General features: G+C 59.9%; 27 protein-coding genes and 1 pseudogene. 11 read left to right on the top strand and 17 right to left on the bottom strand.

Translation table 11 applies throughout. The features are described from left to right. The 7 genes from HNQ71_RS20530 to HNQ71_RS35710 form a co-directional block, all read right to left on the bottom strand. Entirely contained in the window at positions 1 to 447 is a 447-nt protein-coding gene (locus tag HNQ71_RS20530; RefSeq protein WP_184874487.1) for a pyridoxamine 5'-phosphate oxidase family protein, read from the bottom strand. A gap of 333 nt (positions 448 to 780) precedes the next feature. Next, the gene (locus HNQ71_RS20525) at positions 781 to 1,803 is read right to left on the bottom strand and encodes an aminopeptidase (RefSeq protein ID WP_184874858.1); all 1,023 of its coding nucleotides are present in this window, start codon (positions 1,801 to 1,803) and stop codon (positions 781 to 783) included. Positions 1,804 to 2,149: 346 nt separating this feature from the next. Beyond that, entirely contained in the window at positions 2,150 to 3,301 is a 1,152-nt protein-coding gene (gene ssuD / locus HNQ71_RS20520) for an FMNH2-dependent alkanesulfonate monooxygenase (RefSeq protein ID WP_184874486.1), read from the bottom strand. A gap of 45 nt (positions 3,302 to 3,346) precedes the next feature. Continuing rightward, positions 3,347 to 4,195 carry an ABC transporter permease subunit gene (locus HNQ71_RS20515; RefSeq protein ID WP_184874485.1) on the bottom strand — a complete coding sequence of 283 codons (849 nt, stop codon included), beginning with the start codon at positions 4,193 to 4,195 and terminating at the stop codon, positions 3,347 to 3,349. Continuing rightward, complete coding sequence (locus tag HNQ71_RS20510) at positions 4,192 to 4,986, bottom strand: taurine ABC transporter ATP-binding protein (RefSeq protein WP_184874484.1); 795 nt, start codon at positions 4,984 to 4,986, stop codon at positions 4,192 to 4,194. The genes HNQ71_RS20515 and HNQ71_RS20510 overlap by 4 nt, the downstream gene beginning before the upstream one ends. A 67-nt stretch (positions 4,987 to 5,053) precedes the next feature. After that, positions 5,054 to 6,061, bottom strand: a complete 1,008-nt coding sequence (tauA, locus tag HNQ71_RS20505) for a taurine ABC transporter substrate-binding protein (protein ID WP_184874483.1) — start codon at positions 6,059 to 6,061, stop codon at positions 5,054 to 5,056. 355 nt (positions 6,062 to 6,416) lie between these two features. Further along, a complete protein-coding gene (locus HNQ71_RS35710; protein ID WP_343068198.1) occupies positions 6,417 to 6,593 on the bottom strand; it encodes a hypothetical protein in 177 nt (58 codons plus the stop codon). A gap of 850 nt (positions 6,594 to 7,443) precedes the next feature. On the opposite strand from HNQ71_RS35710, the pseudogene HNQ71_RS35705 reads away from it, so the two are divergent. From HNQ71_RS35705 to HNQ71_RS20490, 4 genes and pseudogenes are all read left to right on the top strand, one after another. Then, positions 7,444 to 7,758, top strand: a pseudogene (locus HNQ71_RS35705) (hypothetical protein); the annotation flags it as partial. A 24-nt stretch (positions 7,759 to 7,782) separates the two neighbouring features. After that, on the top strand, positions 7,783 to 8,451 hold the full coding sequence (locus HNQ71_RS34940) for a sensor histidine kinase (RefSeq protein WP_343068217.1): 669 nt from the start codon (positions 7,783 to 7,785) through the stop codon (positions 8,449 to 8,451). Positions 8,452 to 8,779: 328 nt separating this feature from the next. After that, a complete protein-coding gene (katE, locus tag HNQ71_RS20495; protein ID WP_184874482.1) occupies positions 8,780 to 10,888 on the top strand; it encodes a catalase in 2,109 nt (702 codons plus the stop codon). A gap of 357 nt (positions 10,889 to 11,245) precedes the next feature. Beyond that, positions 11,246 to 11,830 carry an alpha-ketoglutarate-dependent dioxygenase AlkB gene (locus tag HNQ71_RS20490; protein WP_184874481.1) on the top strand — a complete coding sequence of 195 codons (585 nt, stop codon included), beginning with the start codon at positions 11,246 to 11,248 and terminating at the stop codon, positions 11,828 to 11,830. 75 nt (positions 11,831 to 11,905) lie between these two features. Here HNQ71_RS20490 and HNQ71_RS20485 read toward each other — a convergent pair whose 3' ends face one another. From HNQ71_RS20485 to HNQ71_RS20475, 3 genes are all read right to left on the bottom strand, one after another. Continuing rightward, positions 11,906 to 12,976 (bottom strand): YhjD/YihY/BrkB family envelope integrity protein, encoded by a 1,071-nt coding sequence (locus HNQ71_RS20485; protein WP_184874480.1) that lies wholly within the window; start codon positions 12,974 to 12,976, stop codon positions 11,906 to 11,908. 114 nt (positions 12,977 to 13,090) lie between these two features. After that, the gene (locus HNQ71_RS20480; protein ID WP_184874479.1) at positions 13,091 to 13,255 is read right to left on the bottom strand and encodes a hypothetical protein; all 165 of its coding nucleotides are present in this window, start codon (positions 13,253 to 13,255) and stop codon (positions 13,091 to 13,093) included. A gap of 106 nt (positions 13,256 to 13,361) precedes the next feature. Next, on the bottom strand, positions 13,362 to 13,547 hold the full coding sequence (locus HNQ71_RS20475) for a hypothetical protein (RefSeq protein ID WP_184874478.1): 186 nt from the start codon (positions 13,545 to 13,547) through the stop codon (positions 13,362 to 13,364). A 281-nt stretch (positions 13,548 to 13,828) separates the two neighbouring features. Between HNQ71_RS20475 and HNQ71_RS20470 the strand changes: the two genes are divergently transcribed. Then, entirely contained in the window at positions 13,829 to 14,980 is a 1,152-nt protein-coding gene (locus HNQ71_RS20470; protein ID WP_184874857.1) for an extracellular catalytic domain type 1 short-chain-length polyhydroxyalkanoate depolymerase, read from the top strand. 98 nt (positions 14,981 to 15,078) lie between these two features. On the opposite strand, the gene HNQ71_RS20465 is transcribed toward HNQ71_RS20470, so the two are convergent. Both HNQ71_RS20465 and HNQ71_RS20460 read right to left on the bottom strand, forming a co-directional pair. Further along, positions 15,079 to 15,681 carry a general stress protein gene (locus HNQ71_RS20465; RefSeq protein ID WP_184874477.1) on the bottom strand — a complete coding sequence of 201 codons (603 nt, stop codon included), beginning with the start codon at positions 15,679 to 15,681 and terminating at the stop codon, positions 15,079 to 15,081. Between the two features lie 25 nt (positions 15,682 to 15,706). Next, the gene (locus tag HNQ71_RS20460; protein ID WP_184874476.1) at positions 15,707 to 16,462 is read right to left on the bottom strand and encodes a DUF4142 domain-containing protein; all 756 of its coding nucleotides are present in this window, start codon (positions 16,460 to 16,462) and stop codon (positions 15,707 to 15,709) included. Positions 16,463 to 16,808: 346 nt separating this feature from the next. Between HNQ71_RS20460 and HNQ71_RS20455 the strand changes: the two genes are divergently transcribed. From HNQ71_RS20455 to HNQ71_RS20445, 3 genes are all read left to right on the top strand, one after another. Further along, positions 16,809 to 17,066: a hypothetical protein gene (locus tag HNQ71_RS20455; RefSeq protein WP_184874475.1), complete on the top strand. Its 258-nt coding sequence runs from the start codon at positions 16,809 to 16,811 to the stop codon at positions 17,064 to 17,066. A 33-nt stretch (positions 17,067 to 17,099) separates the two neighbouring features. After that, entirely contained in the window at positions 17,100 to 17,315 is a 216-nt protein-coding gene (locus tag HNQ71_RS20450; protein WP_184874474.1) for a hypothetical protein, read from the top strand. Positions 17,316 to 17,435: 120 nt separating this feature from the next. Beyond that, entirely contained in the window at positions 17,436 to 19,394 is a 1,959-nt protein-coding gene (locus HNQ71_RS20445) for a hybrid sensor histidine kinase/response regulator (RefSeq protein WP_184874473.1), read from the top strand. Between the two features lie 479 nt (positions 19,395 to 19,873). On the opposite strand, the gene HNQ71_RS20440 is transcribed toward HNQ71_RS20445, so the two are convergent. Further along, a complete protein-coding gene (locus HNQ71_RS20440) occupies positions 19,874 to 20,077 on the bottom strand; it encodes a CsbD family protein (RefSeq protein ID WP_095091057.1) in 204 nt (67 codons plus the stop codon). A gap of 491 nt (positions 20,078 to 20,568) precedes the next feature. Here HNQ71_RS20440 and HNQ71_RS20435 point away from each other — a divergent pair, with 491 nt between their 5' ends. Continuing rightward, on the top strand, positions 20,569 to 20,739 hold the full coding sequence (locus HNQ71_RS20435; RefSeq protein ID WP_184874472.1) for a hypothetical protein: 171 nt from the start codon (positions 20,569 to 20,571) through the stop codon (positions 20,737 to 20,739). A gap of 108 nt (positions 20,740 to 20,847) precedes the next feature. On the opposite strand, the gene HNQ71_RS20430 is transcribed toward HNQ71_RS20435, so the two are convergent. After that, the gene (locus HNQ71_RS20430; protein WP_184874471.1) at positions 20,848 to 21,111 is read right to left on the bottom strand and encodes a YMGG-like glycine zipper-containing protein; all 264 of its coding nucleotides are present in this window, start codon (positions 21,109 to 21,111) and stop codon (positions 20,848 to 20,850) included. Positions 21,112 to 21,527: 416 nt separating this feature from the next. On the opposite strand from HNQ71_RS20430, the gene HNQ71_RS20425 reads away from it, so the two are divergent. Together HNQ71_RS20425 and HNQ71_RS20420 are read left to right on the top strand one after the other, a co-directional pair. Continuing rightward, positions 21,528 to 21,749: a hypothetical protein gene (locus HNQ71_RS20425; RefSeq protein WP_184874470.1), complete on the top strand. Its 222-nt coding sequence runs from the start codon at positions 21,528 to 21,530 to the stop codon at positions 21,747 to 21,749. 101 nt (positions 21,750 to 21,850) lie between these two features. Continuing rightward, positions 21,851 to 23,251 (top strand): phospholipase D family protein, encoded by a 1,401-nt coding sequence (locus HNQ71_RS20420; RefSeq protein ID WP_184874469.1) that lies wholly within the window; start codon positions 21,851 to 21,853, stop codon positions 23,249 to 23,251. A gap of 177 nt (positions 23,252 to 23,428) precedes the next feature. On the opposite strand, the gene HNQ71_RS20415 is transcribed toward HNQ71_RS20420, so the two are convergent. The 3 genes from HNQ71_RS20415 to HNQ71_RS20405 are packed head-to-tail and all read right to left on the bottom strand — an operon-like array spanning position 23,429 to position 26,902. Next, positions 23,429 to 25,414 (bottom strand): oxidoreductase, encoded by a 1,986-nt coding sequence (locus HNQ71_RS20415; RefSeq protein WP_184874468.1) that lies wholly within the window; start codon positions 25,412 to 25,414, stop codon positions 23,429 to 23,431. A 48-nt stretch (positions 25,415 to 25,462) separates the two neighbouring features. After that, on the bottom strand, positions 25,463 to 26,257 hold the full coding sequence (locus HNQ71_RS20410; protein WP_184874467.1) for a pyrroline-5-carboxylate reductase family protein: 795 nt from the start codon (positions 26,255 to 26,257) through the stop codon (positions 25,463 to 25,465). Between the two features lie 15 nt (positions 26,258 to 26,272). Next, a complete protein-coding gene (locus HNQ71_RS20405; protein WP_184874856.1) occupies positions 26,273 to 26,902 on the bottom strand; it encodes a TetR/AcrR family transcriptional regulator in 630 nt (209 codons plus the stop codon). Positions 26,903 to 27,000: the final 98 nt, after the last annotated feature.

Genomic DNA, 27,000 nt, shown 5'->3' with positions numbered 1-27,000 from the left:
CTACTCACTTGCTTCCCGGCCGGACACCTGCTCGACGAGGATCCGGAAGAATACGTGCGGTGTGCTATCTGACACCGGAGGCGTCACCGGTTTGAGGGCGCCGGGCTCCCACCAGTCAGCGTGCTTGCTTAGTATCGTCCAGGCATGGTCGCGCTCGAGCTTGTGGCCTATCTGGTCAGGCAGTTCCTCATAGCGGCCATTGACAACCACGCTTCTCCAGCCCCGCCCTTCGCCGCGTTCGTCCACTTGGACGGACACCAGCGGGTTGGCGCGCATCCAGTCGATCTTCTTGCCCAGCATGGAAAACGCGTAGAGATGATTGTCGGCGTACGCATAATGCACCGGAACGACATAGGGCTGCCCGTCCCTGGCGCACGCCAGGCGAGCCACACGATTGGCCGTCAGCACCTTGGTGCATTCCAGGGCAGAAAGTGTGCGGATCAGCATTGTGCAATCTCCTCTATTTTGCGTCTATTCTTTGTCGTCTTAAGGCCCTATCCGGCGAGCTGCCGCGGCGGGCTTGAGGACACCGCTCGATCGGTACCTTCCTAGCGAACGAATCCCGGACGAGATCGTCCGCGCCGGTGGGGCGCGGACGCTTGAAAATGAATGCAGACTATGCGTCGGGGCGGAAGGTGCTTTGACCGAAATCAATGTGCGTATCGGGGCAGGGCGCAAAGCTGGGGTTTCCGTGGCCCGGGATGTTCCCTGACCCTCTCCTTTTGGTCACCAATCTGACCATCGGAGCATTCCCGAGACCGGCTCCTTTGCTTGTTCAAGTCAATCACACGTGGCCGCAGCCTTAAGCGCTTCGGCACGGGAAGGCTTCTGCAAATCAGCGATGCGTCGAACAGAAGCATAGAACCTTGGATAGTCGCCGGAGCACAAGTCGAACAGGTGAAGGAACGCCGGAACCTGTTCGCCGTAGACAGCGGTCGCGGCGAGCTTTGCGTTGTTGATGGGGGCATCGAACCAGGCGTCGTATCCCCGGTATCCGGCCCAGCGTTTGTCGCGCATTTGCCGGTAGCGCATCCGCAGCTTGTCGATCGTGGCTGCTTTGGCAGCCGCCATCTGCTCCGGGGTGCGGGGACTCTCATAGACCTGCCTTAGCTCGTCCCGCGTTTTCGACAACAGTCCGAGAAAATCGGCACGGCGCTTGCGATCGGCTTCGTAGCGGCGCAATCCGGCGTGATCGCCAGCTGCGCGCAGCCATTTCCTCACGCCGGTGGTTTCGACGGCAACTGCGAAAGCCTCATTGAATGCGGAGTCGTCATTCACATAGATGCGCTGATGCGCCAGTTCATGAAAAATAAGGCTTGCGAGGTACGTGTCGTCCTGGCGGAGCATAGTGCTTAGCAGTGGGTCACTTGACCAGCCCAAGGTGGAATATGCGGTGATGCCTGTGACGTAGACGTCCAGCCCCAGCCTATGAAGTTCGACAGCGCTTTCAGTCGCAGATTTCCGAGCAAAGTAACCCCGGTACGGAACGCAGCCGAACACAGGAAAGCACCATGTTCGTGGCGTCAGCGAGAATTGCGGCGCGGCGAAAACGGCCCAGGTTACAGCGTCCCTGCCGATGTCAACATAGCTGCGGTAGCTATTGTTTTCGGGCAGTGCCAGTTCATCTGTCGCAAACCGTCGTATGGTGCTTGCCGACGTCAACTTGGTGCGCAATGCTTCAGGCGTCGAAGGATCATGGATCAGTTTTCCAACATTTTCGCGCGCCGCCATGATCTGCGCATGACCCTCTAGGGACTGCGCGTAGTAGGAAATGCTTGTGCAACCGGTCACCCCGGATGCCATGATCACCGCGGCAAACAATCGAAAAACGCGCTTCACCAGCTTGCCCACCGCTTGCTCTAATCCCTATGGAGCAAATGTCCCCATGGCCCCGGTCTCAAACAGGCGCGCCAACTTTCGTCAAGACCTGCAGCGGCAGCGGGTCGGACTTTCGAAGTTGGCAGGTTTGGCAATGCGGACATTTCGCCTACGAATTGACGGATGTCCCACCGCAGGGCGGAGTCCGCAAGATGCGGACTGTCCACTGGGATGCCACGTTCCCTCAAGCTGCCGGTCTGCTGCCGGCCCTATCTCGGTCCTTCGATGTCACCAGTGGTGTGGCTGCTCTGAGCGCGGAGCAGACAGGACGTCACGATGCGGATGCGGCGACCTTGGAAGGCACACCGCGTCCGAACTCGACGTCCCAGCTTCGCTCCACGGGTGCGGCTTCGCCACTCAACCCGAGTTTGGGGAAAAGCAGTTCGGCGACGTTGAACGCCTCTTCCAGGTGCGGGTAGCCGGACGCGATGATCGTTTCGATGCCGATGTCCTGATACTCACGTATGCGCGCTGCAACATTGTCGGGATTGCCGACCAGCGCCGTTCCCGCGCCGCCACGCACCAGCCCAGGTCCAGCCCACAGATTCGGACCGACAACCAGCCGGTCGCGCCGGCCCTGATGAAGTGCCGACATGCGCTTCTGCCCAACGGATTCCGAGATGTGGACAAATCCGTTCTGGGCTTCGGCGATCAGGTCGTCGGTGACGTGGCTGATCAGCCGGTCAGCGGCAGCCCAGGCCTCATCCTCCGTTTCGCGTACGATCAGATGAATGCGAAGGCCGAAACGGATCGTGCGGCCTTGTGCAACCGTTGCTTTCTTCACGCGATCGATCTTCTCGGCAAGCTGGTCCACCGGTTCGCCCCAGCTCAGATAGGCGTCCACATGCTTGGCGGCGATTGCAATGCCGGCGTCGGAAGAGCCTCCGAACCAGAGTGGCGGATGGGGTTGCTGAACCGGCGGGAAGGAAATGTCGGTGCCGTGGGCAGAAAGGTACTTGCCCTCGAAATCCGCCGGCTCACCCGAAAGTATCCGCCGCCAAATGGTCAGGAACTCGTCGGTTTGCGCATAGCGCTCGTCATGGCTGAGCTTGTTGCCGTCGCCGGCGAGGTCGGCTGGATCCGCCCCGGTGACGACATTGAGCAGGACGCGGCCGCCGGAGATGCGATCCAGGGTGGCGGCATGACGCGCAAACAGGGCCGGTGTTCCGCTGCCTGGCCGAAGCGCCACGAGGAACTTCAGCCGTTCGGTGAGCGGGATCAACCCGGCCGCCACGATCCAGGCGTCCTCACACCGCGTCCCGGTGGGCAGCAGCACGCCCTTGAAGCCTAGCCGGTCGGCGGCCTGTGCGATCTCCTTGAGATAGCCGAAGGTTGCCGGGCGGTGCCGCTCGTCGGTGCCGAGATACGGTCCATCGCCATGCGTCGGCAGGTACCAGTAGAGGTCGAGCGGCTTGCTGGGCATCGGATTGTTCCTTCAGCGATGTGGACTGTGCGGGCAGGCAATGCGTCAGAGCTTGCCCTTCCAGGGGATGAGACGGCGCTCCAGCCAGCGCATGCCGCTGGTGAAGGCAAAGGCAAGGATGGCGATGACGATGAGGCCGACGAAGACGACGTCGGTGGCGAGGAAATTGGCTGCGGACATGATCATGTAGCCAAGGCCTGACTGGGCCGCGATCAGCTCGGCCGCGACCAGCGTCGACAAGCCGGCACCGATGGCAATCTTCAGGCCGGTCATGATTTCCGGCAATGCGGACGGCAGGATGATGCTGGTGAACAGTTGCAGCCGGCTGGCGCCGAGCGACAGCGCGGCATTGATGCGTTCAGCCGGCACTGACCGGACACCGGCCTGTGCGGCAAAGCAGATCGGTGCAAAGGTTGACAGCGACAGGAGCACGATCTTGGAAGTCTCGCCGATGCCCAGCCAGATGATCAGCAGCGGCAGGTAAGCCAAAGGCGGCAAGCCCCAGTAGAGATCAATCGGCACGCTGAAGATCCCCTTGACCCAGCGATTGAGGCCCATCAGCAGGCCGAGCGGAATGCCAAGGAAAATGCCGACGCCGAGCGCCGCCGCGATACGGCCCAGGCTTGCCAGTGTGTGGTCGAGAAGCGTGCCGTTGGCATAGCCGTCGGCCCAGACGGCGCTGAATTGGGTCAGCACCTCGGCCGGCGACGGCAGGAACAGCGGCGACGCCCAGCCAAAGCGCGCGGCGATAAACCACAACGCGATCATAGCAGCCAGCGTGACCAGGCTTATGCCAAGCGTGCTTGTCGACGCGGATCGGCGTGGCGGGGGCGACGGCCTGCGCTGGGTAGTCGAAGGTGGGAACGAAGTCGGGGAATTGGCGGCAAGCGTCATTGCAAGGTTCCTGTGCGGGCGCCTTCCGGCTGGTGGATCAGCGAGCGGATTTCCTGACGCAATTCAATGAAACGCGGGTGGGACTGGATCGGCCCGATGTCGCCACTCCTGGCAACCTCGCGGACGAAATCGGCCTCGAACCGGGCAACGATACGGCCAGGCCTGGGCGACATCACAACGATGGTCGTGCCCAGCGTGAGGGCTTCCTCGATGGAATGGGTGATGAACAGGATCTGCTTGCCGGTCTTTGCCCAGACCGAGGCCAGAAGCTGCTGCATTGTCTCGCGCGTCAGGCTGTCGAGGGCGCCGAACGGCTCGTCCATCAGCAGGATCTTCGGATCGGTGGCTAGGGCTCGCGCGATACCGACGCGCTGGCGCATGCCGCCGGACAGTTCATAGGGCGGCTTTTCGGCGAAATCGGCGAGCCCGACCAGTTCCAGCAGACGCCTAGATCGCTCATGGCGTTCGCTGCGCCGCACGCCCCGGTATTTCAGGCCGAGGGCAACGTTGTCCAGCACATTGGCCCAGGGCAACAGGGTATCCTTCTGGAAAACGACACCACGATCGCCGCCGGGCGCGACAATCTCTTTTCCATCCAGTGTGATCGTGCCCTGGGTGAGCGGCAGGAAGCCGGCGATCGCGTTGAGCAATGTCGACTTGCCGCATCCGGAAGCACCGACTGCGACGACAATGGAATCAGGTGCAATGTCGAGCGAGACGTGATCGAGCGCGTGAACGTCATGGCCGTCGGAAGCTGGAAAGGTGACGCTGGCGTCGTGAATTCGAAGCATGGTGGCCTCCAAGCAGTCTGGCTGACGAGACTGCCGCCAGCCAGCACCGAATGTCGTTCAGGGATGTCTAATTGGAGGCCTTGGCGGCCTCCGCATATTGCGGATCGGCGGCTGCGGCGTAGCTGTCCTTGATGGCGGTGATCTTCTTCTGGTCCTTCAGGAAGCTCGCAGTGTCCTTGAGGATTTTCGCGACGGCGCTCTTGTCGCCACCGCCCAGCCATTTATCGGAAACCTGCTCGTCGAGCGGCGGAACAACCGTCGTCTTCAGCTGCTCCGAATTCTCGGCCGCCGTACCGCCCTGCAATTTGGCGATCGCCTTGGCGCTCTCGGAGTCCGGTCCCCAGGAAGCTGGGTTGGTCAGGTACGACGTTGTGTAGCCATCGATCAGCCGGACATACTGGCCGAGGAAGTCGGGATTGGCCTTGGCGAATTCACCGGTCACCACCAGCGCGCTGAAGGTCGGAGCGCCACGATCGGCGACCTGGCCGGCTGTGAGCAGGACCTTGCCGTTCTTCTTGAGTTCGGAGAGTGCCGGATCCCAGACGAAGGCGCCGTCGATGTCACCGCGCTTCCAGGCCGCGACGATTTCGGGCTGAGGAATGGCGATGACCTGGGTTTCCTTCTCCGTGATACCTTCCTGCTTGAGTACGGCAAGAAGCTGGTAATGGTCGGTCGAGACGGGTGCTGCGGCGAGCTTCTTGCCCCGCAGGTCGGCAGGCGACTTGATCTCGGGCCGCACCACCAGGGCTTCGCCGTCACGAGAGACTGACGAGATGTAGAACGCCTTCACGTCGATGCCCCTGCTGACGGCGGCTGCGAACGGGCTCGATCCGACATCGCCGATCTGGACGTCGCCGGATGCGATGGCGGCGAAGATGTCGGCGCCGGAATTGAAGCGGCGGAATTCGATGTCCCAGCCGGTCTTCTTGGCAAGATCGCCATTGGCAATGCCGAGATTGTATGGATTGGCACCCGTCTGGTAGGCGATGACGACTTTCTTGTCGGCGGCAAGCGCCGCGGCGGAGCTGGCCGCCAGGGCAAGCCCGACAAGGGCAGCGGAGATCAGTTTTCGCATGGTATCCTAATCCTTTTGAACAGAGGGCACAGCTTCGATTGCCGGCCCTGAGCGAGGGGCCGAGGATTAAAGTCCACTAATATTATAGACTTAGACAGGAATGAAATTCCGAAAGGCCGATCCTCGATAAAAAATTCGGCTTCGACGCGAACCGGCCCCAAAGGATAATTCTCGCGCAAACCCGAAGGGTCGGTCCGACGCATTATTTGTGGGATCAGCCAGTTGTCGGCGGGTCAAATTTCTCTCGACTGCCGCGGCCGCCCTAGCTTGAACTAACGCTTGCTGTTCACTGGCTTGTGATTATGGTTGGGCAAGTTTCTGAGGCGGCAGGGGAAACAGCATTTTGCCTCGTCGATCAGCTCGATCGCACCTTCTTGGTCTGATCGCGGCCGCGGTAATACCCGTCTGGCTCTTCGCGGCCTATCTGCTGGTCCAATATGCTGTGCATGAGCGGTCCCGCTTCGAGCAGGACGCCCGCCAAACCGCCCGGCAGGTTTCGCTCGTCGTCGAGGGCGAACTGGCCAACCTGCAAACGACTCTCAACGGTCTGTCGAAGTCGCCTGCTTTGGCCAATGGCGATCTCTCGGCCTTTCGCGGCGAGGCACTCAGCCTGGTCGAAGGGACGGACCGGATCATTGTCCTGCGCGATTTAGGTCGCAATCAGTTGTTGAACACAGAGATCGGGTACGGTGTGGTTCTGCCGCCGGTAGATCCGATGCCAACGGAGGATTTGGAGAAACTCAGAGCGTCCGGCGTTTTCGTCAGCGACGTCTTTGCCAGCAAGGATTCCAAAAACCACCATGTAGCCGTTGCCATACGGGTGCCGGCGCCGACGGGCGAAGATCTGATCCTTTCGATTTCCATCCCGACCGCGCGCGTCCGCGATGTGATGATGCCTGCTGTGCCTGAGGGGTGGACGGTTGGTGTTGGAGATCGCCACGGAAGGTACGTGGCACGTTCCAGCTCGCACGAGGAGATGACCGGCAGACCCGGATTGCCGGAATATCTGGAAAAAATCGTTGGCCGCTCCGGCAGCTTCACGTCCCGCAACTTCGAGGGCACCACGCTGCTGGCAGGCTACTATCGATCCTCATATTCGGATTGGTTCTATACCGCCAACGTGCCGCTTTCCGAAGTGCAGGCGCCGCTGTGGCGTTCGCTCGCGGCAATTTGCGGGATCGGCCTCCTGGCGCTTCTTGTGTCGATCGCCCTCGGATACGTTGTTGGAAAGCGCTTCACTGGGGCGACCACCGACCTTGCCGCCCGCGCTGACGCGCTTGGGCAAGGCCGCACAGTTGAGCCCATGTCCACCACGGTTGCCGAGTTCGGCGCCATTGCGCAGGCGCTGGTAGACGCCGAGCGCGCCATCGCCGAGCGACGGTATGAATTGGAGACAGTACTGGAGACGGTGCCGGCAGCGGTCTGGTTCACCTATGACCCCCCAAGCCCTTCAGGTCATTCGCAATCGCTTCGCGGCGGAACTCATGGGTTTGCCGACCGACGCCCGCAAATCGTTTGGCGCGCCCGACCTCGTGATCGACACCGTGGCGATCAAGGACGGGCATACCGTGAGCCGGGAGGACCGACCTCTAAGTCGGGCCATGCGCGGAGAACTGACCGACAACGAAGAATTCGCCTATACGCTTCCGTCGGGCGTGGAGCGCTTTCTGCTCTCGAGCGCGCGTCCGATCCGCAGCCCAGGCGGCAGCATAATTGGTGCCGTGCAGATCAGCCTTGATATCACCGACCGCAGACGCGGCGAAGAGCATCGCAAATTGCTGGTCAACGAACTCAACCACCGCGTCAAGAACACGCTTTCGGTGGTCCAGGCTATCGCCAGCCAGACGATCCGCAACGCAACCACTTTGCCGGAGGCAGGACGGATCCTGTCCGGCCGGCTCATCTCGCTGGCGAAGGCGCACGATATCCTGACACAGAAGAACTGGAGCGGCGCCGATCTCCACGATCTGGTCACAGCCTCGATCAAGCCACATGCTCCGATCGAACGATTTCAAATCAGCGGAGGGAAGGTTTGGCTTCCGCCCAACGTCGCCCTTTCATGTGCTCTCGCGCTTCATGAACTTACGACAAATGCGATCAAATATGGGGCGCTGTCGAATGCCACCGGCAGGGTTTCGCTGTCCTGGAAGCTTGTTGGTCAAAAACAGCAACGCCAACTTGAACTCGAATGGCGAGAGGCAGGCGGCCCAACCGTTGGTCCTGTCGAGCGCAAGGGGTTTGGCACCCAGCTCCTGGAGCGCATCTTCGACTCCGATTCCGCGGGACGCGTGGTGCTGACTTTCGAAAAGTCAGGACTGGTCTGCCTTTTCCAGGTGAACCTGTCTGAGCCAAAAGGGGCTGAAGCACTTTCCCAAAGTAGCAAAACTTAGACAGCGCTGTTCAGTCCGAACTATTTTCGGGTGCGCCAATGGCGCATGGCGGACTCTTTGAAGTCATTCGCTTCCTTGCGGCACGGTCTCGACTGCCAGCGACCGAGCGGGCAGGCGCTTCAATAGCTCGGCCTGCTATTTCGTAAGATGGATCCATGCGGCCCAGTCTTCCGGGCGAAGAACGACGATTTGCCGTTTGTGAATGGCCGCAATGTCCGGCCTACGCAAGCCGGCAAAAGCAGGATCCAAACTGACGACGGAACGCAAATCCTTTCGGGACATTGAGCAAGCAGTGCAGCTTACGCGTTCACCTCAAGGGATTTCCAGCATGGCGAAGCAAACATCCAAATCGGCCGGGACGGCCGTGACCATTCATGATCAGAAACTGCGGCGAGGCGCAGGCGGAGAACTGCACCAGCTAGCCTCCGTCGCAACACCGGTGTTGACAACCGCCCAGGGAGGACCGGTTTCCGACGACCAGAACTCGCTCAGGATCGGCCCACGTGGACCGACCGTGCTCGAAGACTTTCACTTCCGCGAAAAGATCTTCCATTTTGATCACGAGCGGATCCCCGAACGCGTCGTCCATGCCCGTGGCTATGGCGCGCACGGCTATTTCGAAACCTATGAATCGCTGGCGAAATACACGCGTGCCGACATCTTCCAGCGCGCCGGCGAAAAGACACCGGCTTTCGTCCGCTTCTCCACCGTTGCCGGCAACAAGGGCTCTGCCGACCTTGCCCGGGATGTGCGTGGCTTCGCCGTCAAACTCTATACGCAGGAGGGCAACTGGGACATCGTCGGCAACAACATGCCGGTGTTCTTCATCCAGGATGCGATCAAATTTCCCGACTTGATCCACGCCGCCAAGGCCGAGCCCAACAGCGACTTCCCGCAGGCACAGACCGCGCATGACAATTTTTGGGACTTCATCTCGCTCACTCCGGAAAGCATGCACATGATCATGTGGGCAATGTCCGACAGGGCGATCCCGCGTTCCCTGCGCTTCATGGAAGGTTTTGGTGTTCATACGTTCCGGTTGATCAACGCCAACGATGAATCGACCTTCGTCAAGTTCCTCTGGAAGCCGAAGCTCGGTCTCCAGTCCGTCGCCTGGAATGAAGCGGTCAAGATCAACGGCGCGGATCCAGACTTCCATCGCCGCGACCTGTGGGACGCCATCCACGCCGGCAACTTCCCCGAATGGGAACTGCAGCTGCAGCTGTTCGATCAGGCATTCGCGGACAGCTTCGACTTCGACATCCTTGATCCCACCAAGCTCATCCCCGAGGAGGTGCTGCCGCCGATCGCGGTTGGCCGTCTTGTGCTCGATCGCATGCCCGACAATTTCTTTGCCGAGACCGAGCAGGTCGCGTTCATGACGCAGAACGTGCCGCCCGGCATCGACTTCTCGAACGACCCGCTGCTGCAGGGTCGAAATTTCTCCTACCTCGACACGCAGATCAAACGGCTGGGGAGCACCAACTTCACCCACCTGCCGATCAACGCACCCAAATGTCCCTTCCATCACTTTCAACAGGATGGACACATGGCGATGCGCAACCCGGTCGGGCGTGCCAACTACCAGCCGAATTCATGGGACGAAGGACCACGTGAATCGCCGGCCAACGGGTTCCGGTCGTTCGCCGAGGTCGAAGAGGGACCAAAAGCCCGGTTGCGGTCGGAAACTTTTGCCGATCACTACAGCCAGGCACGCCAGTTCTACATCAGCCAGCAGCCCGTCGAGCAAGCGCACATCGCCTCGGCGCTGACGTTTGAGCTGAGCAAGGTGCAAACCCCGGTCATTCGCGAGCGCATCGTTTCCCATCTTCTGAACATCGACGATGGGCTGGCCGCCAAGGTGGCGGACGCGCTCGGTCTGAAGGCCATGCCGAAGCCTGCCGATGCGGCAGTGGCAACGCGCCGGGATCTCGCAGCTTTGGATTCGCTCAGCATTCTCAAGAACGGACCCGGTCGTTTTGAAGGTCGCAAGCTCGGCATCCTGGTGACCGACGGGACAGACGCCGGCCTGTTGAAGGGCATGCAGCAGGCGTTGACCAAGGCTGGCGCAAGCTTCGAGATCATCGCGCCAAAGGTCGGCGGGGCCAAGGCCAGCGACGGCAGTTGGATCGATGCGCACCAGATGATATCAGGCGCGCCATCGGTTCTCTACGACGCCATCGCCCTGTTGCCGGCAAAGCCTGCGATGGGCGACCTGATGAAAGAATCGACCGCCCGCGACTTCGTCGCGGATGCGTTCGCGCATTGCAAGTTCATCGGCTTCGTCGAAGCGGCAGCTCCGCTGTTGTCTAAGGCCGGAATTGTCGAAGATGAGGCGGTTATCTCCCTTGGATCGGCCAAGGACATTTCGGGCTTTGTTGCAAGGCTTGGAGAGTTACGCTGGTGGGCGCGCGAGCCGAAGGTGAAATTGGGTTAAATTCCGCTAGCGACATCGGGCATGTAGCCCTTCGTCATGCATCCTGTTGTTGCGGCGGTGCTGGAATTTCAAGTTCAGTTGGTGGCGCCGCGCTGACGCGTGCCTCGGTCGGGGCCGGCAATGCCCGACGAGCCCGCCACAGGGTGCGTCCAGTGACGGGCTCTTTCGAGTGCATCCAATAAGGAACGGAACAAACAGCTACCATCCTCTTGAGGACATTCGCCTCGTCCAAAGGATGATCGGCCGGGTGCCGCTCAGTTGCACCGCGTCGCTTGACGAAAATTGTTGGAAACGCCAAGTGTAGGGCATGGCCTGAGGATCCTTGTCCAGCATTCGTTTCAAAACCATCTGTACAGCATGATCTCGAAAGCCTCCCATTTTCAGAATGACCTGTTTGGTTCGGCCAACGCATTGCCGAACGGCTTTCACTACCTGCCGGAGCTCATCACCCCTGACGATGAGGCATTTCTCGTGTCCGCGCTCCAGGATTTGGCGTTCGAACCGTTCGACTTCCACGGCCACCTCGCCAATCGCCATGTCGTCAGCTTCGGAACGCGTTATGACTATCAGCGACGCCAGGTGGTCGAGGCGCCGCCCATACCGGAATTTCTGCTGCCACTTCGGCATAAGGTCGCTGCGTTTGCACGCATCCCTGAACAGAACTTCGTCCAGGTGCTGATCAACGAATATCGGCCAGGCGCCGGCATTGGGTGGCATCGCGACAAACCGCACTATGAGTTGATCGCCGGCGTGTCGCTGCTGGCACCGTGTGATTTCAGGCTGCGTCGCAAGAACGCCGACAAATGGGATCGTCAGACCATCACGGTTGAACCGCGCTCAGCCTATCTCCTGTCAGGCCCGGCGCGCAGCGAATGGGAACACAGCATTCCGCCTTTGGCCGAGCATCGCTATTCAATCACGCTGCGAACATTGCGGCTGTAAGCCAAAATCAAACGCGCGCGCAGCGCGCTCGGATCGACAAGCACTGCAGAGGGAATGATCCGCTGATCCGAAGCATCAATCCGCAATCTTGCCCAATGTGTCGGCGACGACCGCGCCGCGCTCTCCCATTGGCCGTGCCAGGCCCGTGGTCGAATCGACGGCCGTCTGATGTTCCATCTCGGCGTTGATGGCGGCGCCGGCAATGAGGATGATGACTGAAATCCAAGTCCACATCATCAAGCCGACGACCGCGCCAAGCGATCCGTACGTGGCGTTGTAGTTGGCGAAATGCTGCAGATAGAACGAGAAGAGCCACGATGCCCCGATCCAGACAGTGGTCGCGATCAAGGCTCCCCAACTCAACCATCGCCACTTGGCATGCTCTCGGCTCGGCCCGAAGCGATAGAGCAGGGAAATGCCGGTCAGCATTGTGCAAAGCAGGATCGGCCATCGCGACACCGCAACAAGCGTTTCGGTCCAGGCATCAAGGTAGAAATAGCGCAACAATGCCGGAACGACGCCCACGGTCAGCAACAGCACGATGCCGATCAGCAACGCTCCGATCGTAAACAGGATCGACATCAGGTTGAGGGTGATGAAGCTGCGCTTCTCACGCTCTTCATAGGCAATGTTCATGGCGTCGAAGAGCGCCTTCATGCCGCTGTTGGCGCTCCACAGCGCTATGCCAAGGCCGATGAAGAAGCCGGTTCCGAGAGCACCCGGTTTCTGTTTGGCCAGAGCCTGCAGCTGGTCGCGAATGAGATCGAGCCCACCCGACGGCAGCAAACCGCCCAGATAGGCGACGTGATCCGCGACTGTGACCGGATCCGCAACAAAGCCATAGATCGAAATGAAGGCCGCCAACGCCGGAAACAGCGCCAGCAGCAGATAAAAGGTAGCGCCGGCCGCGACCAGCAGGACCCGGTCCTTGTTGAACTCTTCCCACAGCCGCCAGAAGATATCCTTCCACCCCAGGGCCGGGATCTGTGATGGCCAGGCTGCATCGCGTCCACGGCCTCTAGGCTCCGACCGCAGGGTGGCTTTGCTGCCTTCGGTCGTTGATGCAGCACGACTGGCCGCTTCCCCATCGATGAGCGAGGGCTTCGTTCCGGCCGGCTGCTGTTTCCCTTCCGCCTTCGAAGCCACTGTGCGCGCCTTAATCGATCCCGCGTTCAACAGGTGTCGGCGGGCGCCTCCAGCGCGGCAAAGCACCTCTCGCCTGATCTGGCGTTGCTATGCCGTCCAGCGCTGCCTGCACCGCTATCCCTCAGCCTTGAAATTCTTTGCCTTTTCGGCCGCCTTCTTCTTGTCGCCGCCGTGCTCGCGCAAAAGATCCTTCGCCTGCTTCGGCGACACGTCGGTCGTCTCGGCGAGGCGCATCGCCTCCCGGTCGGTATCCTGGGATTTGGTCTGGTCCTTTGGCATGGTGCTGTCTCCGGTGTGTGAAGGACAACAACAAACTCGCGGGTCGGTTCCCCTCTGCACTCCGCAAAGCAGGTGCTTGGTGCATGTCACCAAGCCATTTCCGTCGTTACTTCTGCGCTTTCTTCCGAGCGGCTTGCTGGTTTTGCCCGGTGGCGGCGGAGGTTCTTGCGTCCTTGGAGTGCGCCGCTATGGCCGGCCCGGCGCCTGTCGCCTTGCGCATGTCCCCTGTGTTCTTTTTGTCATCCGCTCTCCTGCCGGTTAGGCCCGAGAACATCTTGCCGAAAAAGCCCATCTCGTCCTCCTACATGTCCGATGCGCGCCGTCGGGGCGCTCAATGATTGAAGCTCCTCTCACGACTTTCGTTCCTTCGAATAAGCCGAATGCTGTCCCGCATTGGGCTTCAATTCGAGGGCTCGGGGTTCCATACAAAGTCGATCTGGCCGGCTGGAGCCGCTCATGAATGCCTGCTGGACTATGACCTGACGTAAGCTTGCTATTGTGCAGTGCAGCAACGATGTTGTTGCCTGTGCATTGTGCGCGGTTTTCGTCACTCTGGCGGCCAAGGATCTCGATTTGCGAAACCTCTCAGATACAATCACTCGCCTGACCGCTATGCGTGGCCGGCCGGGTTTGTCCGCGCACCGCGACGACCGCTTGTCCGACATAGCCGGTTTCGGATCCAATCCTGGTGCCTTGCGTGGGCGCTTCTACGTTCCTGAGAACCTTCCGCGGGGAGCGGCGTTGGTTGTCGTCCTGCACGGCTGCACGCAGACGGCGGATGGGTACGATCATGGATCTGGATGGTCGAAGCTGGCGACCGATCAGGGTTTTGCAGTGCTGTTTCCGGAGCAGCAGCGCGGCAACAATCCCAATGTTTGCTTCAACTGGTTCGTACCCGAAGATATCACGCGCGACCGTGGAGAAGTGCTCTCCATCCGCCAGATGATCCAAGCCATGGTGACAAAGCATGGCCTCGACCACCGGCGCATTTTTATCACCGGTCTTTCCGCCGGCGGCGCCATGGCGGCGGCAATGTTGGCAACATATCCGGAAGTGTTCGCTGGCGGCGCAATCATAGCTGGGCTCGCCTATGGCAGCGCGTCGACGATCCCGGAAGCCTTCGATCGCATGCGTGGCCATGGGGGCCCATCGAAGGCTGAGCTTCAAAGGCGCCTTGCGGAAGCTTCGCTCCACAAAGGGACTTGGCCGAAGATTTCAATCTGGCAGGGCTCGGCCGACACCACGGTGGTCCCGTCGAACGCGGATTCCATTCTCGCCCAATGGCAAGGGGTTCATGGCGTCGGCGCCAGCCCCACCCGAAAAGAAACGGTCGATCGACAGATACGGCAGGTGTGGTGCGACGTGGACGGCAATGAGTTGATCGAGAAATACACGATTGCCGGAATGGGCCATGGCACCCCATTGCAGACGCTCGGTGATGATGGCCTGGGCGTTGCCGCCCCATTCATGCTGGACGTCGGTATTTCATCAACACGCCATATTGCGGATTTCTGGGGTCTTACAAGCCGAACTGAAGCCAGATCTGGGGAAGCGCCGAAAAGGTCGCCAGGCAAATCAGTGAGGACCTACGCACCTGCGGAAAATCCGCGAGCAGTACGCGCCGATGCTTCTAAGGCGCCTCAGCCTGATGCTCGGGGCGCTTCGGCCACAGGCATTACCAAGGTGATTGAGGACGCTCTGCGCGCAGCCGGCTTGATGCGTTAGCTCAAAAGCTCATTAGCTGGGTAAGAGCGACAGGTTTGATGCCAAGAACGACTTCCCGGCCGAAAGGTCGAAGTTTCGGCCGGGAAAGTTTCCTGCGGTTAGATGCGATTGACGCGGCGAGCGCCGTCTCGCCCAATTTCATTCGAGGTGTAGTTCTCGGCATCGGCGTCGAAACCGGTCCATCCGCTGGCCTGATACTCCTCACGACGCTCTTCCAGGTTCACGGACTTGGTCTGCCCCAGAATCCTTTCGGCGCTGGCCACCAGCGGGTCTTCGACCTTGGCGGTGACCAACGTGCCGCCGCGACGCACACCCTCTGCATAGACGTGCGCATCGTCCTCTGCGACGCCGGAATCAGTGAGGGCTCCGACGATGCCGCCGGCAGCGCCACCGACGACGGCGCCTCCAACCGCGCCGACTGCAGTGGCAGCCAGCCACCCGGCGGCCACCACCGGGCCAACGCCGGGGATGGCCATGAGGCCAAGCCCGGTCAGCAGTCCGCCAGCGCCGCCGACAACGGCACCCAGTCCGGCGCCGCCAGCGGCATCGTCTGCAGCCTTGGATTCGTCTTGGACGCGCCAATTATCCGCATTGTTGGCGACGATGCTGATGTTGGAATGCGGAATGCCCGTCGCTTCCAGCTCGCCAACGGCATCGGAAGCGTCGTCATAATTGTCGAATAGTCCGGTCACAGTTTTCATTTTTGATCTCCTGATTTCTGGTTGATTAGTTGGTGCCGGCAACGACGTTGCCCTGGTAGTCGAGCGCAACCGCCGTGGTCTTGCCGCCCTTGTTCGCCTGGCCGCGCCAGATGCCCTGATCATCCTTGGCCAGCTTGGACACATCGGAGAAGCCAGCGTCCTGAATGCGATCCTTGGCCTGATCCTCGGTGAAGCTGTTCGCACCTGGAACGGGGGCGGAGGGGTTCGCGGTGTCGGTGGTGGCTACGGCCGGGGTCGTCGAGGTCGTGGCCGCCGATTTGTCACCGATCTTGGAAGCGATCTTTTCGATCATTTCCTGATGCATCTTGAGTGTCGGGACTGTCTCCTGGGCGAACGTCTTCAGCTGAGCGTTGTCGCCATCCTTGGCGTAGCTCTCGAACAGCTTGACCGCATCGGAATGCGCATCGCGCTGCATTTGGACGTAGGGTGTGTCGATCGGATCCTTGCCATTTTGCAGAGTGTCGACATCGCCCTTGTGCTTGGCGTCCAGTTCCTTCGGGACTGTCAGCTTCTGCTCGCCGGCGATTGTCTCGAGCTTGGCGTTGGCCGCGCCATGGTGGTCAATCATCTTGTGCGCGAAGTCCTTGACACTCTGGTCCTGTGCTTTGGTTTCGGCAACCTTGCTGGAATCCACTTCGAACATTCCGCCTGCCGCGGCCTTGTCGACAAAGTCTTGCGCGCTGTCGGCAGCAAGCGCGGGCAGGGCGAAAGACATAGCTGTAGCTGTGGCCAGTGAGGCCAAAAGTAGGCGGGTTTTCATGGGATAGGTCCTTGTTTGTGCACACATGTGCTAAGGGCCTAACCTGCGCCTTTGGGCTTTGTTCCGGACGGTCAGCGATAAACTGGCATTGATCTGCGAGCCCTGTTTAGGCCTCGGAGAGTGGCGACCGCGCTCTGGAGCGCTCGGCTTGGCTGTCAAGAGATTGCCAATATAGGCCGGGGAACATTCTTGTCGAAGTGAAGTTTTGACTGTGCCTTGGTTTACTCCCCGTGGCCAAGGCACGGAAGTTGCCTCTACAGCTTCCACAGCCCGTCTCGGGGTGGGGCAAAACAAACCGAGGCGGGCAATTTCGGGTTCGCGAGGAGAGGGGTGGAGGCTGACGAAAATGGCCGTGGCTAAGAAGGACCAGGAGCGCATCACCTACGCTTGGATGTACGGGGTGCAGGCTCGAAAGGACGGCAAGGAGCGCGTTGTGCCCGAGGTCTGGGACGAATGCGCCGATGCATGGCTGCAGGGGTTTGACGGTGAACCTCTCATCGGCGCGGACAAGGCCAAGCCGGTCGGCGACCAGATGGAAGCGGAAGTTGACGAAACTGCCGTAAGCGAGCCGCGTCAGTCGACCAGGAACATTTTTGCCGGCTAGGAATTCATGGATCTCTTGGCGGTGGAGGCTTTCATGACCCAACGACGCGTCGACAAGGAACGGATTGAGCGCGCTGATCGCGAATCGAAACTGGCGATCGAGGCTGAGCGTCTAGCGAGAGATGCCAAGACGGCGCGACTGCGAGAGCAGCGCCTTTCCGTGGTAGCGTCTGTCGAAAAGACGGCTCCGGTCAAAAGCCATCGAGGCGCCGTGAAGAAACCCCCACGAAAGATTATTGAGGCCGACTGAGAGGTAGCCCGGACGGGTGGCACCAGTGCCGCCGCGGATACCGGGCTTCGTTCAAGCTCCACTTCGTTGATCCTGATGTCGGAACCGGAAGCGCTTCATAGCGTTTCGGCTAGTTGACGTATGGAGCAGCACCTTTTGCAAAAGTCCCCCATTGTACGGACCGCCTCGTCTCTGCCGGTCGAGGATCGGTATCGTGTGCTTATTGAATCGATTACTGAATATGCGGTGTATCTTCTCGATGAGAACGGGATAGTCATCAGTTGGAATCCAGGCGCGCAGAAGTCCATGGGCTACACTGCGGATGAAATCATTGGCCAACATTTTTCTGTATTCTATAGGCCAACCAACCGAGCCGCTGGTTCGCCCGAAATTGCACTCAAAACGGCTGTGACAGAAGGTCGTTTCGAAGCCGAAGGCTGGCGTGTCCGCAAGGACGGCACCGAGTTCTGGACGCATGTGGTCATCGATCCCGTCCGCAGCACAGATGGCGCAGTCGTCGGGTTCGCCAAGATCACACGAGACCTGACGGAAAGGCGAAGCGCTGAACAAGCGCTGAGGAGCAGCGAGGAGCAGTTCCGGATTTTGGTCCAGAGCGTCACCGACTATGCCATTTACATGTTGGATCCCAAGGGTTTCGTGAGCAGTTGGAATCTCGGCGCAGAGCGTATCAAAGGCTACAAGACGGACGAAATTCTAGGCGAGCATTTCTCGCGCTTTTATCCGGAGGCCGATCGAAAGGCCGGCGCTCCGGAAGAGAGCCTTGCGATCGCGGCGAAAGAAGGTCGTTTCGAGCGTGAAGCCTGGCGTGTGCGCAAAGACGGCACCACATTTTTGGCCCATGTCATCATCGATGCAATTCGAAATGACGATGGGGAACTGATCGGTTTTGCGAAGATCACCCGCGACGTGACGGAGCGCAGCAAGGCGCAGCAGGCACTCGAGCGAACGCGTGAACAACTCTTTCAGGCCCAGAAACTGGAAGCCATCGGACAGCTTACCGGAGGCGTCGCGCACGACTTCAACAATCTTCTAATGGTGATCCAGAGCAGCCTTTCGATGATACGCAAGCGCGTATCGGATGACTCCAAGCTGGTCTCCCTTTTGGACAACGCGTCGCAAGCCGCTGCTAGAGGGGCAACACTTACCCAGCGAATGTTGGCGTTCGCTCGCCGTCAGGATCTCGATCAACAAATGGTCTCGATTCCCGATCTCGTGCGTGGGATGACGGAAATGCTTGAAAGGGCAATTGGTCCGGCCACCGCAATCATAACCCAATTTCCATTGTCACTGCCTGATGTTGTCACTGATCCCAACCAGCTGGAATCCGTGCTTCTGAATCTCGCAGTCAACGCGCGCGACGCCATGCCCTCTGGAGGGTCGTTTGTCATAAGCGCTCGCGCTGAAGAACTGGACGTCTTCAACGATCACAAGCTTAATGCCGGCCGCTACGTCCGCTTTTCGGTGAAAGATGAAGGGCTGGGGATGGATGCCGCGACACTTTCCCGTGCGACCGAGCCGTTCTTCACGACGAAAGGCGTAGGTAAAGGGACCGGTCTAGGCCTCGCGATGGCGCAAGGTTTTGCGGAACAGTCCGGAGGCCGGCTTATGATTGACAGTCAACCCGGTGCCGGTACCACGGTGGAAATTTGGATCCCGGCTGCAATGTCGTCGCGGCTTGCGGATGACACGCCTGCTCCGCAGACCATCGTGCCCGGCACGAATCGGCAACCACTGACAATCCTGGCTGTCGACGATGATGCTCTGGTGCTGATGAACACCGTCGCGATGCTGGAGGATCTCGGACATTCCGTCTCGCAAGCAAGTTCAGGGCTACGTGCGCTGGAAGTCCTCAGGCGGGAGCCGAAGCTGGACTTGCTCATCACGGATCATGCGATGCCAGGCATGACCGGCGTCGAACTGATTGATCTGGTTAGAGCCGAGCGCCCGCACCTGCCCGTAATTCTCGCGACGGGTTATGCCGAGCTTCCTTCCGGGACGCAGACGAACGCGACCCGCCTGGCTAAACCGTTTTTCGACGATGACTTGGAAAAGGCCATGGATCTCGCGTTGCGACGGTGACGCTTTGCCTTCAGGCTGGGCGCTGGCCATACGGGACCAAGCCTGTCGCCTGGCGTTCCGATACGCGGCAAAGGTGACCCCAATCACCTCCCATTTGCTGCATCTTGCCAGCCCGCCGAATGGTGTGGCGGGCTTTTTACGAAAGCGGCGATCAGAGGCTGGCTGGCCGAGTTGTCCGCCACCGAAGGGCGAGGAATGCCGCGCTGCAAGTTATTCTGCGGAGCGGTCGATTCCTCACCCGATTGAAAAGCTTGCTGCCGTTACCGGCCCTAAATGCCAGCTGTCGCGGGGTGCGAGCCTCGCCCTCTGGACCTTGAACGCCAAAAACGTCTCGGGGGTGCAATGGAACATTAGTGAATTCTAATAGTTATCAGGACAGCAGGGGCAAACCAACACCCCAGCAAGTCCCGTATCCCTAGGGACGGCCCGTCGCTGCCGTGAATGGAGCGACGGGCGTTGTCGTGATAGTCAGGGTGGCCCTACCACCCCTGCCGGCCATACCAGTCATCGATATCGCGACGGGCTCGATCCTTTTCGATGCCGTAGCGCTCTTGGATCTTGCCTTCGAGCTGATCGCGTTTGCCAGCGATGCGATCAAGATCATCGTCAGTGAGTTTGCCCCACTGTTCCTTGATCTTGCCCTTGACCTGCTTCCAGTTTCCTTCGACGCGGTTCCAGTCCATGACACAGGTTCTCCTTCGTTTCACACAAGGCGGAACGTCGTCCGGGGAGGGAGGTTCCACGATGTTCTCGCTGTTCGGACTTTCTCAAAACGTTGGGTAGATGGGCCGGTGCCTGTTGGGCTGGGCAAGCGGTTGGTGGCAGTCTCTAAGGGTTTGTGCCTGGCGGCAGGGTGATGCCCTCCATCCCTGCGGAAGATGGGCCTCCGATCGGGCCCGCGCTCTCCACGGAGGCGGGCTTTCGCTGATTGGGATGACCGACAGAAAAAGCAGCAGGTTCGGGTTGAAGAGGCTGCGCCAAAAGTAAGCGTTGGCTCCCGCTCGGCTAAAACACGGTGCAATCTTCTTGGCGGACGTCAACCGCCACAATGTCATAACGCAGCTTTCGATAAACAAAGCCCAAGGCGTGGTCCAGTGCTATGCGCGGGATAATTCCTGGCAGGAACCTTCCACCTCGCGCGCCGTTGGGTCACAAGGAAGGGACATCCGAGACAATGGTTGACGACCAAGGAAAGCTACCGGCTGCGACGGACGGCCTGGCTCGTCGTCTGGCTACGGAGACCGGCATCGCCGAAGCACAGGCCCGCGAGCTTATCGACTTCCTCGGGCTCAATTGGGCATCATTATTGCGGGAAGCGCGGATGCTGAAAAACGGGAAGCCTTAGACCGCTACGTTCTGCATCGGATCATGTGGGACTGTCGGCTCGCTCAAGACAAACAGCCGAGCGTTGAGCCGCGTGGTCCCGCTGACGGGATCACGCGGCTCGATAGTATCAATACCCGTCGGGACAACGTGCGATGTAGACACGCCCATGGCGATCTCTGTAGCGGCACTGGCCGGCTTCGCTGGCATGCCCGATCACCGCGCCTGCAATGGCTCCAGCGGCACCGCCAACGATCGCGCCTTTCACCGGATCACCGGCTACGGCTGCACCAATTGCCGCTCCGCCTAGACCGCCGACTGCAGCACCCTGCTCAGTGCGCGAGCATGCTGCGAGCGGAATAATAAGGCTCAATATGAGCAACGTCTTTTTCATGAGTTGTCCTCCGGCGGCCCGACATTGAGCCCGGTGATAAATGCGCGATTTGTCTTTTCGATCCGTCGATTTGCTAAATTAGCTATTTATTGTGCGTCATCTTCTGCAACGGCCTGAAACGTAAGCTCAAGCAGGGCTGCTCGGTCACGCGAAGCATCGCCAGGCGAGGAAAACCCTGCCGCATCTGGAAAAGTCGGCATCAATGTTGGAACATTAGAGGGCCCTAAGTGTTCATTCAACGCGAGGGTTGTCGTGCCTCCTGCACCAGATCCTCAAGGACCGGCGAGAGCGCTTGGTCTGACAATAGTTATTGAGGAGATGGAACCATGCACAGCATTATCTACCTCGTCGGGCTCGTCGTCGTCGTCCTAGCAGTTCTGAGCTTTTTTGGCCTCAGGAGGTAGCGCAAAGCCGACATGACCCAGACTGTTGAACCGCCAATATTGCCAGAGGGTAGCCCGGATCGGGAGATCAATTGTGAAGTCGCACTGGAAACCGCATTCGCAGCTTTGGTAACGGCCTCGGAGGCGCAGGGATGGACACCCCTGGAAACGGCCACAACTCTGTTGAAGATTGCCACGCAACATGGCCAGCAGGTCCAGGCTCTCGTTGCTGCAATCAAGAGCGAGCCGGAATGAGTCAATGGGTTGGCAACGCGGTAGTGGATCCGTTTGAACTCTGAGGCGCTGGCTATGTCCGGCAATAGCGGCTTCGACCGCCGTCAAAAGGTCGCCAATTCATGGATGTCTGCATCGCCCGAACACGAGACGACATTGTCAAAACCGGCAAGAGCGGCTTGCTGCTCATCTCCGACAACTATGATGCCTTCGCCGCGCGTGTCTTGGCAGCAAGAAGCGCGGTTCGCACGCTCGACCTCATGTACTACCTCTGGCATGACGACCACACCGGCCGCTTGCTTCTGCAGGAAGTTTTGCGGGCGGCTCAGCGGGGCGTGCGCGTGCGGATGCTGCTTGACGACGTCAACCCGCGCAAAAGCGATTCTGCATATCTGGCGCTGAGCAGCCATCCAAACATCGAGCTGAAGCTGTTCAATCCGAGCGGCGTCAGAGCACGCGGCATTGTGCGCGGCATGGAAGTTCTCCTGCGACTTTTTGCATTGACCCGCAGGATGCACAACAAGGCGTGGATAGCCGACGACGACATCGCCATCGTCGGGGGGCGCAATGTCGGCGATGCCTACTTTGATGCAGCAGAAACAAATTTCCGCGACCTCGACGTTCTCCTCCTCGGCCCCGCCGTGCAGCAAACCGCCGAAATTTTCGAGGCTTTCTGGGCGTGCCAGGACGCAAAACCAATTGGCGCGCTCAGTCCAGCCGCTGCGACCACGCATGCCGAATTGTTTGGAGGAAGCGATGACGAAACCGAGTCAAAACTTTTGAACGGGATCGGCGACCACGGGACCATCGCTGAGTTCATTGCCGCCGGCAACGATGTGCACTGGGTGGAACGTGTTCGAGTGATTTCCGACCCTCCGGAGAAAGTGCGCGGCTGGAGGCGTCGCAGTTGGCTGTTGAAGGAATTGCTTCCGATCATTCAGTCGGCGCGCAATTGTCTGGAGATTGTGTCTCCCTATTTCATTCCTGGCAAAAGGGGTTCCGCAATCTTGTCGGACCTCGTCAACGACGGAGTGGAGGTCGCGGTTCTGACCAATTCCTTGGCAGCCACGGATGTCGCCGCGGTCCACGGGGCCTATGCAAATTATCGCAAGCGATTGCTGCGGAACGGCGTCAAACTTTTTGAGCTTCAGCCCTTCAGCCGGCAGGCGGCGATCTCGGTATTTGGGTCCAAGGGCGCCAGTCTGCACACGAAGGCTTTCAGCGTCGATGACAAGACGGGTTTCGTCGGCTCCTTCAATTTTGACCCGCGGTCTGTGTCTTTGAACTCGGAAATGGGAGTGCTTTTTGAGGATGAGGAATTGGTCGCTGAATTGAGGCACCGGTTCCAGGCAGAGATATCAGCGGAAGCGAGCTATCGGCTCGAACTGAAAAACAATGTGCTCCACTGGCATGGATGCGACGAAGGCAGGCCCCAAGATTATACTCACGAGCCTGAAGCGGGGATTTTCCGCCGCATCCTGGCGATCCTGGTCCGCCACCTCCCGATCGAGTCCCAACTTTAGGCAGCAAAGCGACCATCGTGCGTCACCCTGCCACCGGCACCTTGCCCACGGTGCTCGAGGCATGTGCAGCGTAAGGTCGAGCCTAAGCGCTAGGTCCCTGCGTTAACGCGTCTTCGTGCCGAGGGGTGCGGGCAGGGTGGCTGCTTTGCGCCGCCATCTTGGCGACTAGTGTGCCTATCATAGTCGCAAGGCGACCTTCCTTCCTTCGTGGAATGCGTAGGGCGCCTGGCGTGGAGCGGCGGCATCGCCGACCTCCATGAAAGGTTGCGACGTGCCTTTCAACTCCTTCGCCAGCCAATCCGCCGCCACGTTGGTGGTTGCGAGAACAAGGCAATCGCCCGGTACGAAGCTTTCTTCACGGGTGTTGTGGTCGACGACGGTCACGCCGTCCCCGTGCCACTCCAGGACGCTGACGTCCACCAACCAATTGACTCCAAGCTCACGCAAAGTCCGTCGCAGCGGGAAATCGGCAGCCGTCCGCTGCAGTTCCTTGCCGACCAGCGGATCGGGCGTGAGAATGGTCACTTGATGGCCATCCTCGGCAAGTTTCCAGGCTGTGCCACCGCCGCGCCAGCCTCCGCCTTCGTCGAGCAAAAGCACGCGCTTGCCTGGTCGTGCATGGCGGGCCATCACGGCTTCGATCGAGAAGACATTTCCCTTTTCGATGCCGGGCAGGCTCGGCATTGCCGGGAGCGCCTTCTGAAATCCGGTTTCGGGAGACACCGAACCCGTGGCCAGGACGACGGTATCGGCTTGGAATGAGGGGATTTCCGATGCCTCGATATAGGTGTTCAGTCTCACGTCGACGTTCAACTTGTTGAGCTGGCGCTCATACCATCCAAGAAGGTCGAGGATTTGCCCTCGGCGCGGCTGCAGCCCGGCGAGCAGAAAGTTCCCGCCCAGTCTGCTGGAGGCTTCGACCAGCACCACGTCGTGACCCCGCTCGGCGGCAACCCGAGCCGCCTCAAGACCGGCGGGACCGCCGCCGACGACCAGCACCCGCTTCTTGATGGCGGCTGACGTGAACCGGTCACCACCCCATTCAAACTCGCGCCCTGCCGAGGGATTGATAAGACAGCTGATCCAATAGTCGCGCGAACGGCGGCCCCAGCACATCTGGTTGCAGGATATGCATCCGCGCACATCTTCCGGACGGTCTGCCTCGGCCTTGCTTGCCAGATGAGGGTCGGCGATCTGGCCCCGCACGATCGAGACCAGGTCTGCAGCCTTCTCGCCGAGCACGGTTTCGGCGTTTTCAGGTGTCCTGATATGGCTCTCGGCCACCACGAGGGCCGTCTTGACCACGCCCTTGAGGGTCGCCGCAAGATCGGCACCAAGCTTCTCCGGGTAGAGAAAGGTCGGCATTATCTTGTAGAAATCGAGGTAGCTGCCGGTTCCGCAGGTCACGTAGTCGATCAGCCCCTGCTCATCATGCAGCCGAATGATCTCCGCCAGTTCCTGGCGACTGAGCGCGACAGTGTAGTCTGGCTCATCGCTGACCGAGAGCCCAACGATGAAATCTCGGCCGCATGTTTCCCGGATGCGGGTCAGGATCTCGCGAGAGATCCGCGTGCGGTTTTCGAGCGAGCCTCCCCATTGGTCTTCGCGTTGGTTTGTCCACGGCGTCCAGAATTGATCGATCAGTCCGACATAGGCAGCCCAGACTTCGACACCATCGAAACCGGCTTCCCGGCAGCGGCGCGCGGCCTGAACAAAGCCGTCGATGGTCTCCCAGATCTCATCCTGCGACATAGCGTGGGAACCGTCGCTGTCGTGATAGCTTGGAAGGCCCGAGGGCGACCAATGCGCATGAAACGAGTTGTCCGAATCGCCATGCGCACCAACGTGGTAGAGCTGCTGGATGGCGATCGCCCCGTGGTCCTTGATCGCCCGCGTGACCTGCTGGAAATGAGGAATGACGCTATCGTCGCCGGGCCGGAAATTGCCGCGTGTCAGCACGGCGGCCTGATGGACGGGCATGGGTTCGACAACAATCATGCCGGCCCCGCCGATCGCTCGTTCGGCATAGTAGGCAACGTGTCGTTCGGTCGGCACGCCACTTTCGGCCATGTTGGCGGTGTGAGCTCCGAACACGATCCGGTTGCGCAGGGTGCGACTGCCCAGCTTTATGGGCGAAAACAGATGCGGAAAGAGTTTTGACATTGTATCTCACCTGCGGGTCGGAGGACGGCAACCTGCCTCGTGTGGCAATCAGGAGGCTTGTCCCATGCTCACGGATTTCTGAAGCGCTGCAGCAAGGCCGTCCGCCACCGCAGCTTCAAACCCAGCCGCGCACATGGCCTCGATTGCTGCTGCGGTGGTGCCGCGGTAGTCGAGGAAGGTCCGGACGATGTCTTTGGGATTGTCTGAGCGAGCCTCGAGGAGTTTTCCCGTTCCAATCAGCACCGCGCTGACGCTCCTTCGGGCAATGTCCGGGCTTATTCCTCGACGGATGGCATCATCCATCATCGCCGCGGCCAGGAGAGCCGGAAAGGCCGGGCCGGATCCGGTGAGGCCCGTCAGATAGTCGATATCTGCTTCGCTTTCGACTTCATCGGCGGCGCCACAGGCCTCCAGAATCCGACAGGCGACATTGCGGTCATCCGCAGTAACGCCAAGAGAGCCTATCCAGGGCGTATAGGAATTGCGCACCTCTGCCGCGGCATTCGGAAGCGTGCGCACGACCCGTTCGGTGTTGAGACGTCGAGCCAGTTGGTCGAGAGGCACCCCGGCCATGACCGACATGGCGAGCTTGCCATCGGCAGAGATGTCGATGGCAGGCCAGTCCTGGGGGCGGACCGATACGATGATGACATCGGATCGATCCGCCAGTTCCTGATTGTCCCTGGTCCATGTTGCGTTTGGCAGAAAGCCGGGTTGCCCGCTTCTGTAAGAAAGCGTGAGGTGCTCAGCGGCGACTATTTGTGCATCGACGATGGCCTCGGCGATGGCGCGTCCAAGCCAGCCACCTCCACCAATTATTCCGATGCTCAAGGGTTCGCCCATCGTCGAAACTCTTCCTCAACCCGCCGCATGGCCATGTCTGGCGAAGAACCGGTCCAGCTCGCGCTTCTGTGGTGCCTCGCCCGTAAAAATCTCAACGTAGCCGGGAATGCGCTTCATGCGGATCGCGAGATCTTCCTTGGTCTGCATTGAGATGTAGCCGATCTGCACGAGGTAGATGGTGCGCGCTCGAACGTCGGCTGAGCTCTCCTCGTAACCGAAGCGGACGAACATCTGGCTCATTGCGTCGAGGCGCGTCTGGTCGGCTGCCTGTACCTCCGCGAGGATCTCGGGAGATTGAAGCGCCCAGCTTCTGACCGCGAACTCGAACTGGGAGTCGAACAAGGTCTTGTCGAGCCAGCAGTCGAAAACGTTCAGCATCGCTTCGGCCACCGTCTCGGCATAGGCCTCAGCCTGCTTGACGAGGTTGCCTGTGTTCTTGTCCCGCCAACGCGCCACGAGGGCAGCCAGCAACTCCTCTCGATCCTTGAAGAACCAATAGAAGCTGGTGCGCGACAGGCCCAACCTCTTGGCCAAGGGCGAAATTCTCACCGTGTCGACGCCGGATTCGAGAAGCAAATCGTAGGCGGCTCCGAGCCATCCCTCCGGCGATCCGCGCCATCCGCTCTCGTTCGAAATCTGCTCCATGGGCGACCAACCTAACAAAATGAAAAAGTGAAAACCAGAAAAATGTACACCTACGTCGATTTTATAGACCCATAGGAACTCAAACTTGACATATCTGT

It is taken from the genome of Mesorhizobium sangaii (assembly GCF_014207355.1).
GTDB classification, from domain to species: domain Bacteria; phylum Pseudomonadota; class Alphaproteobacteria; order Rhizobiales; family Rhizobiaceae; genus Mesorhizobium; species Mesorhizobium sangaii.
Note: the sequence above shows the minus strand (reverse complement) of the source record. Positions and strands in the feature narration are given on the sequence as shown.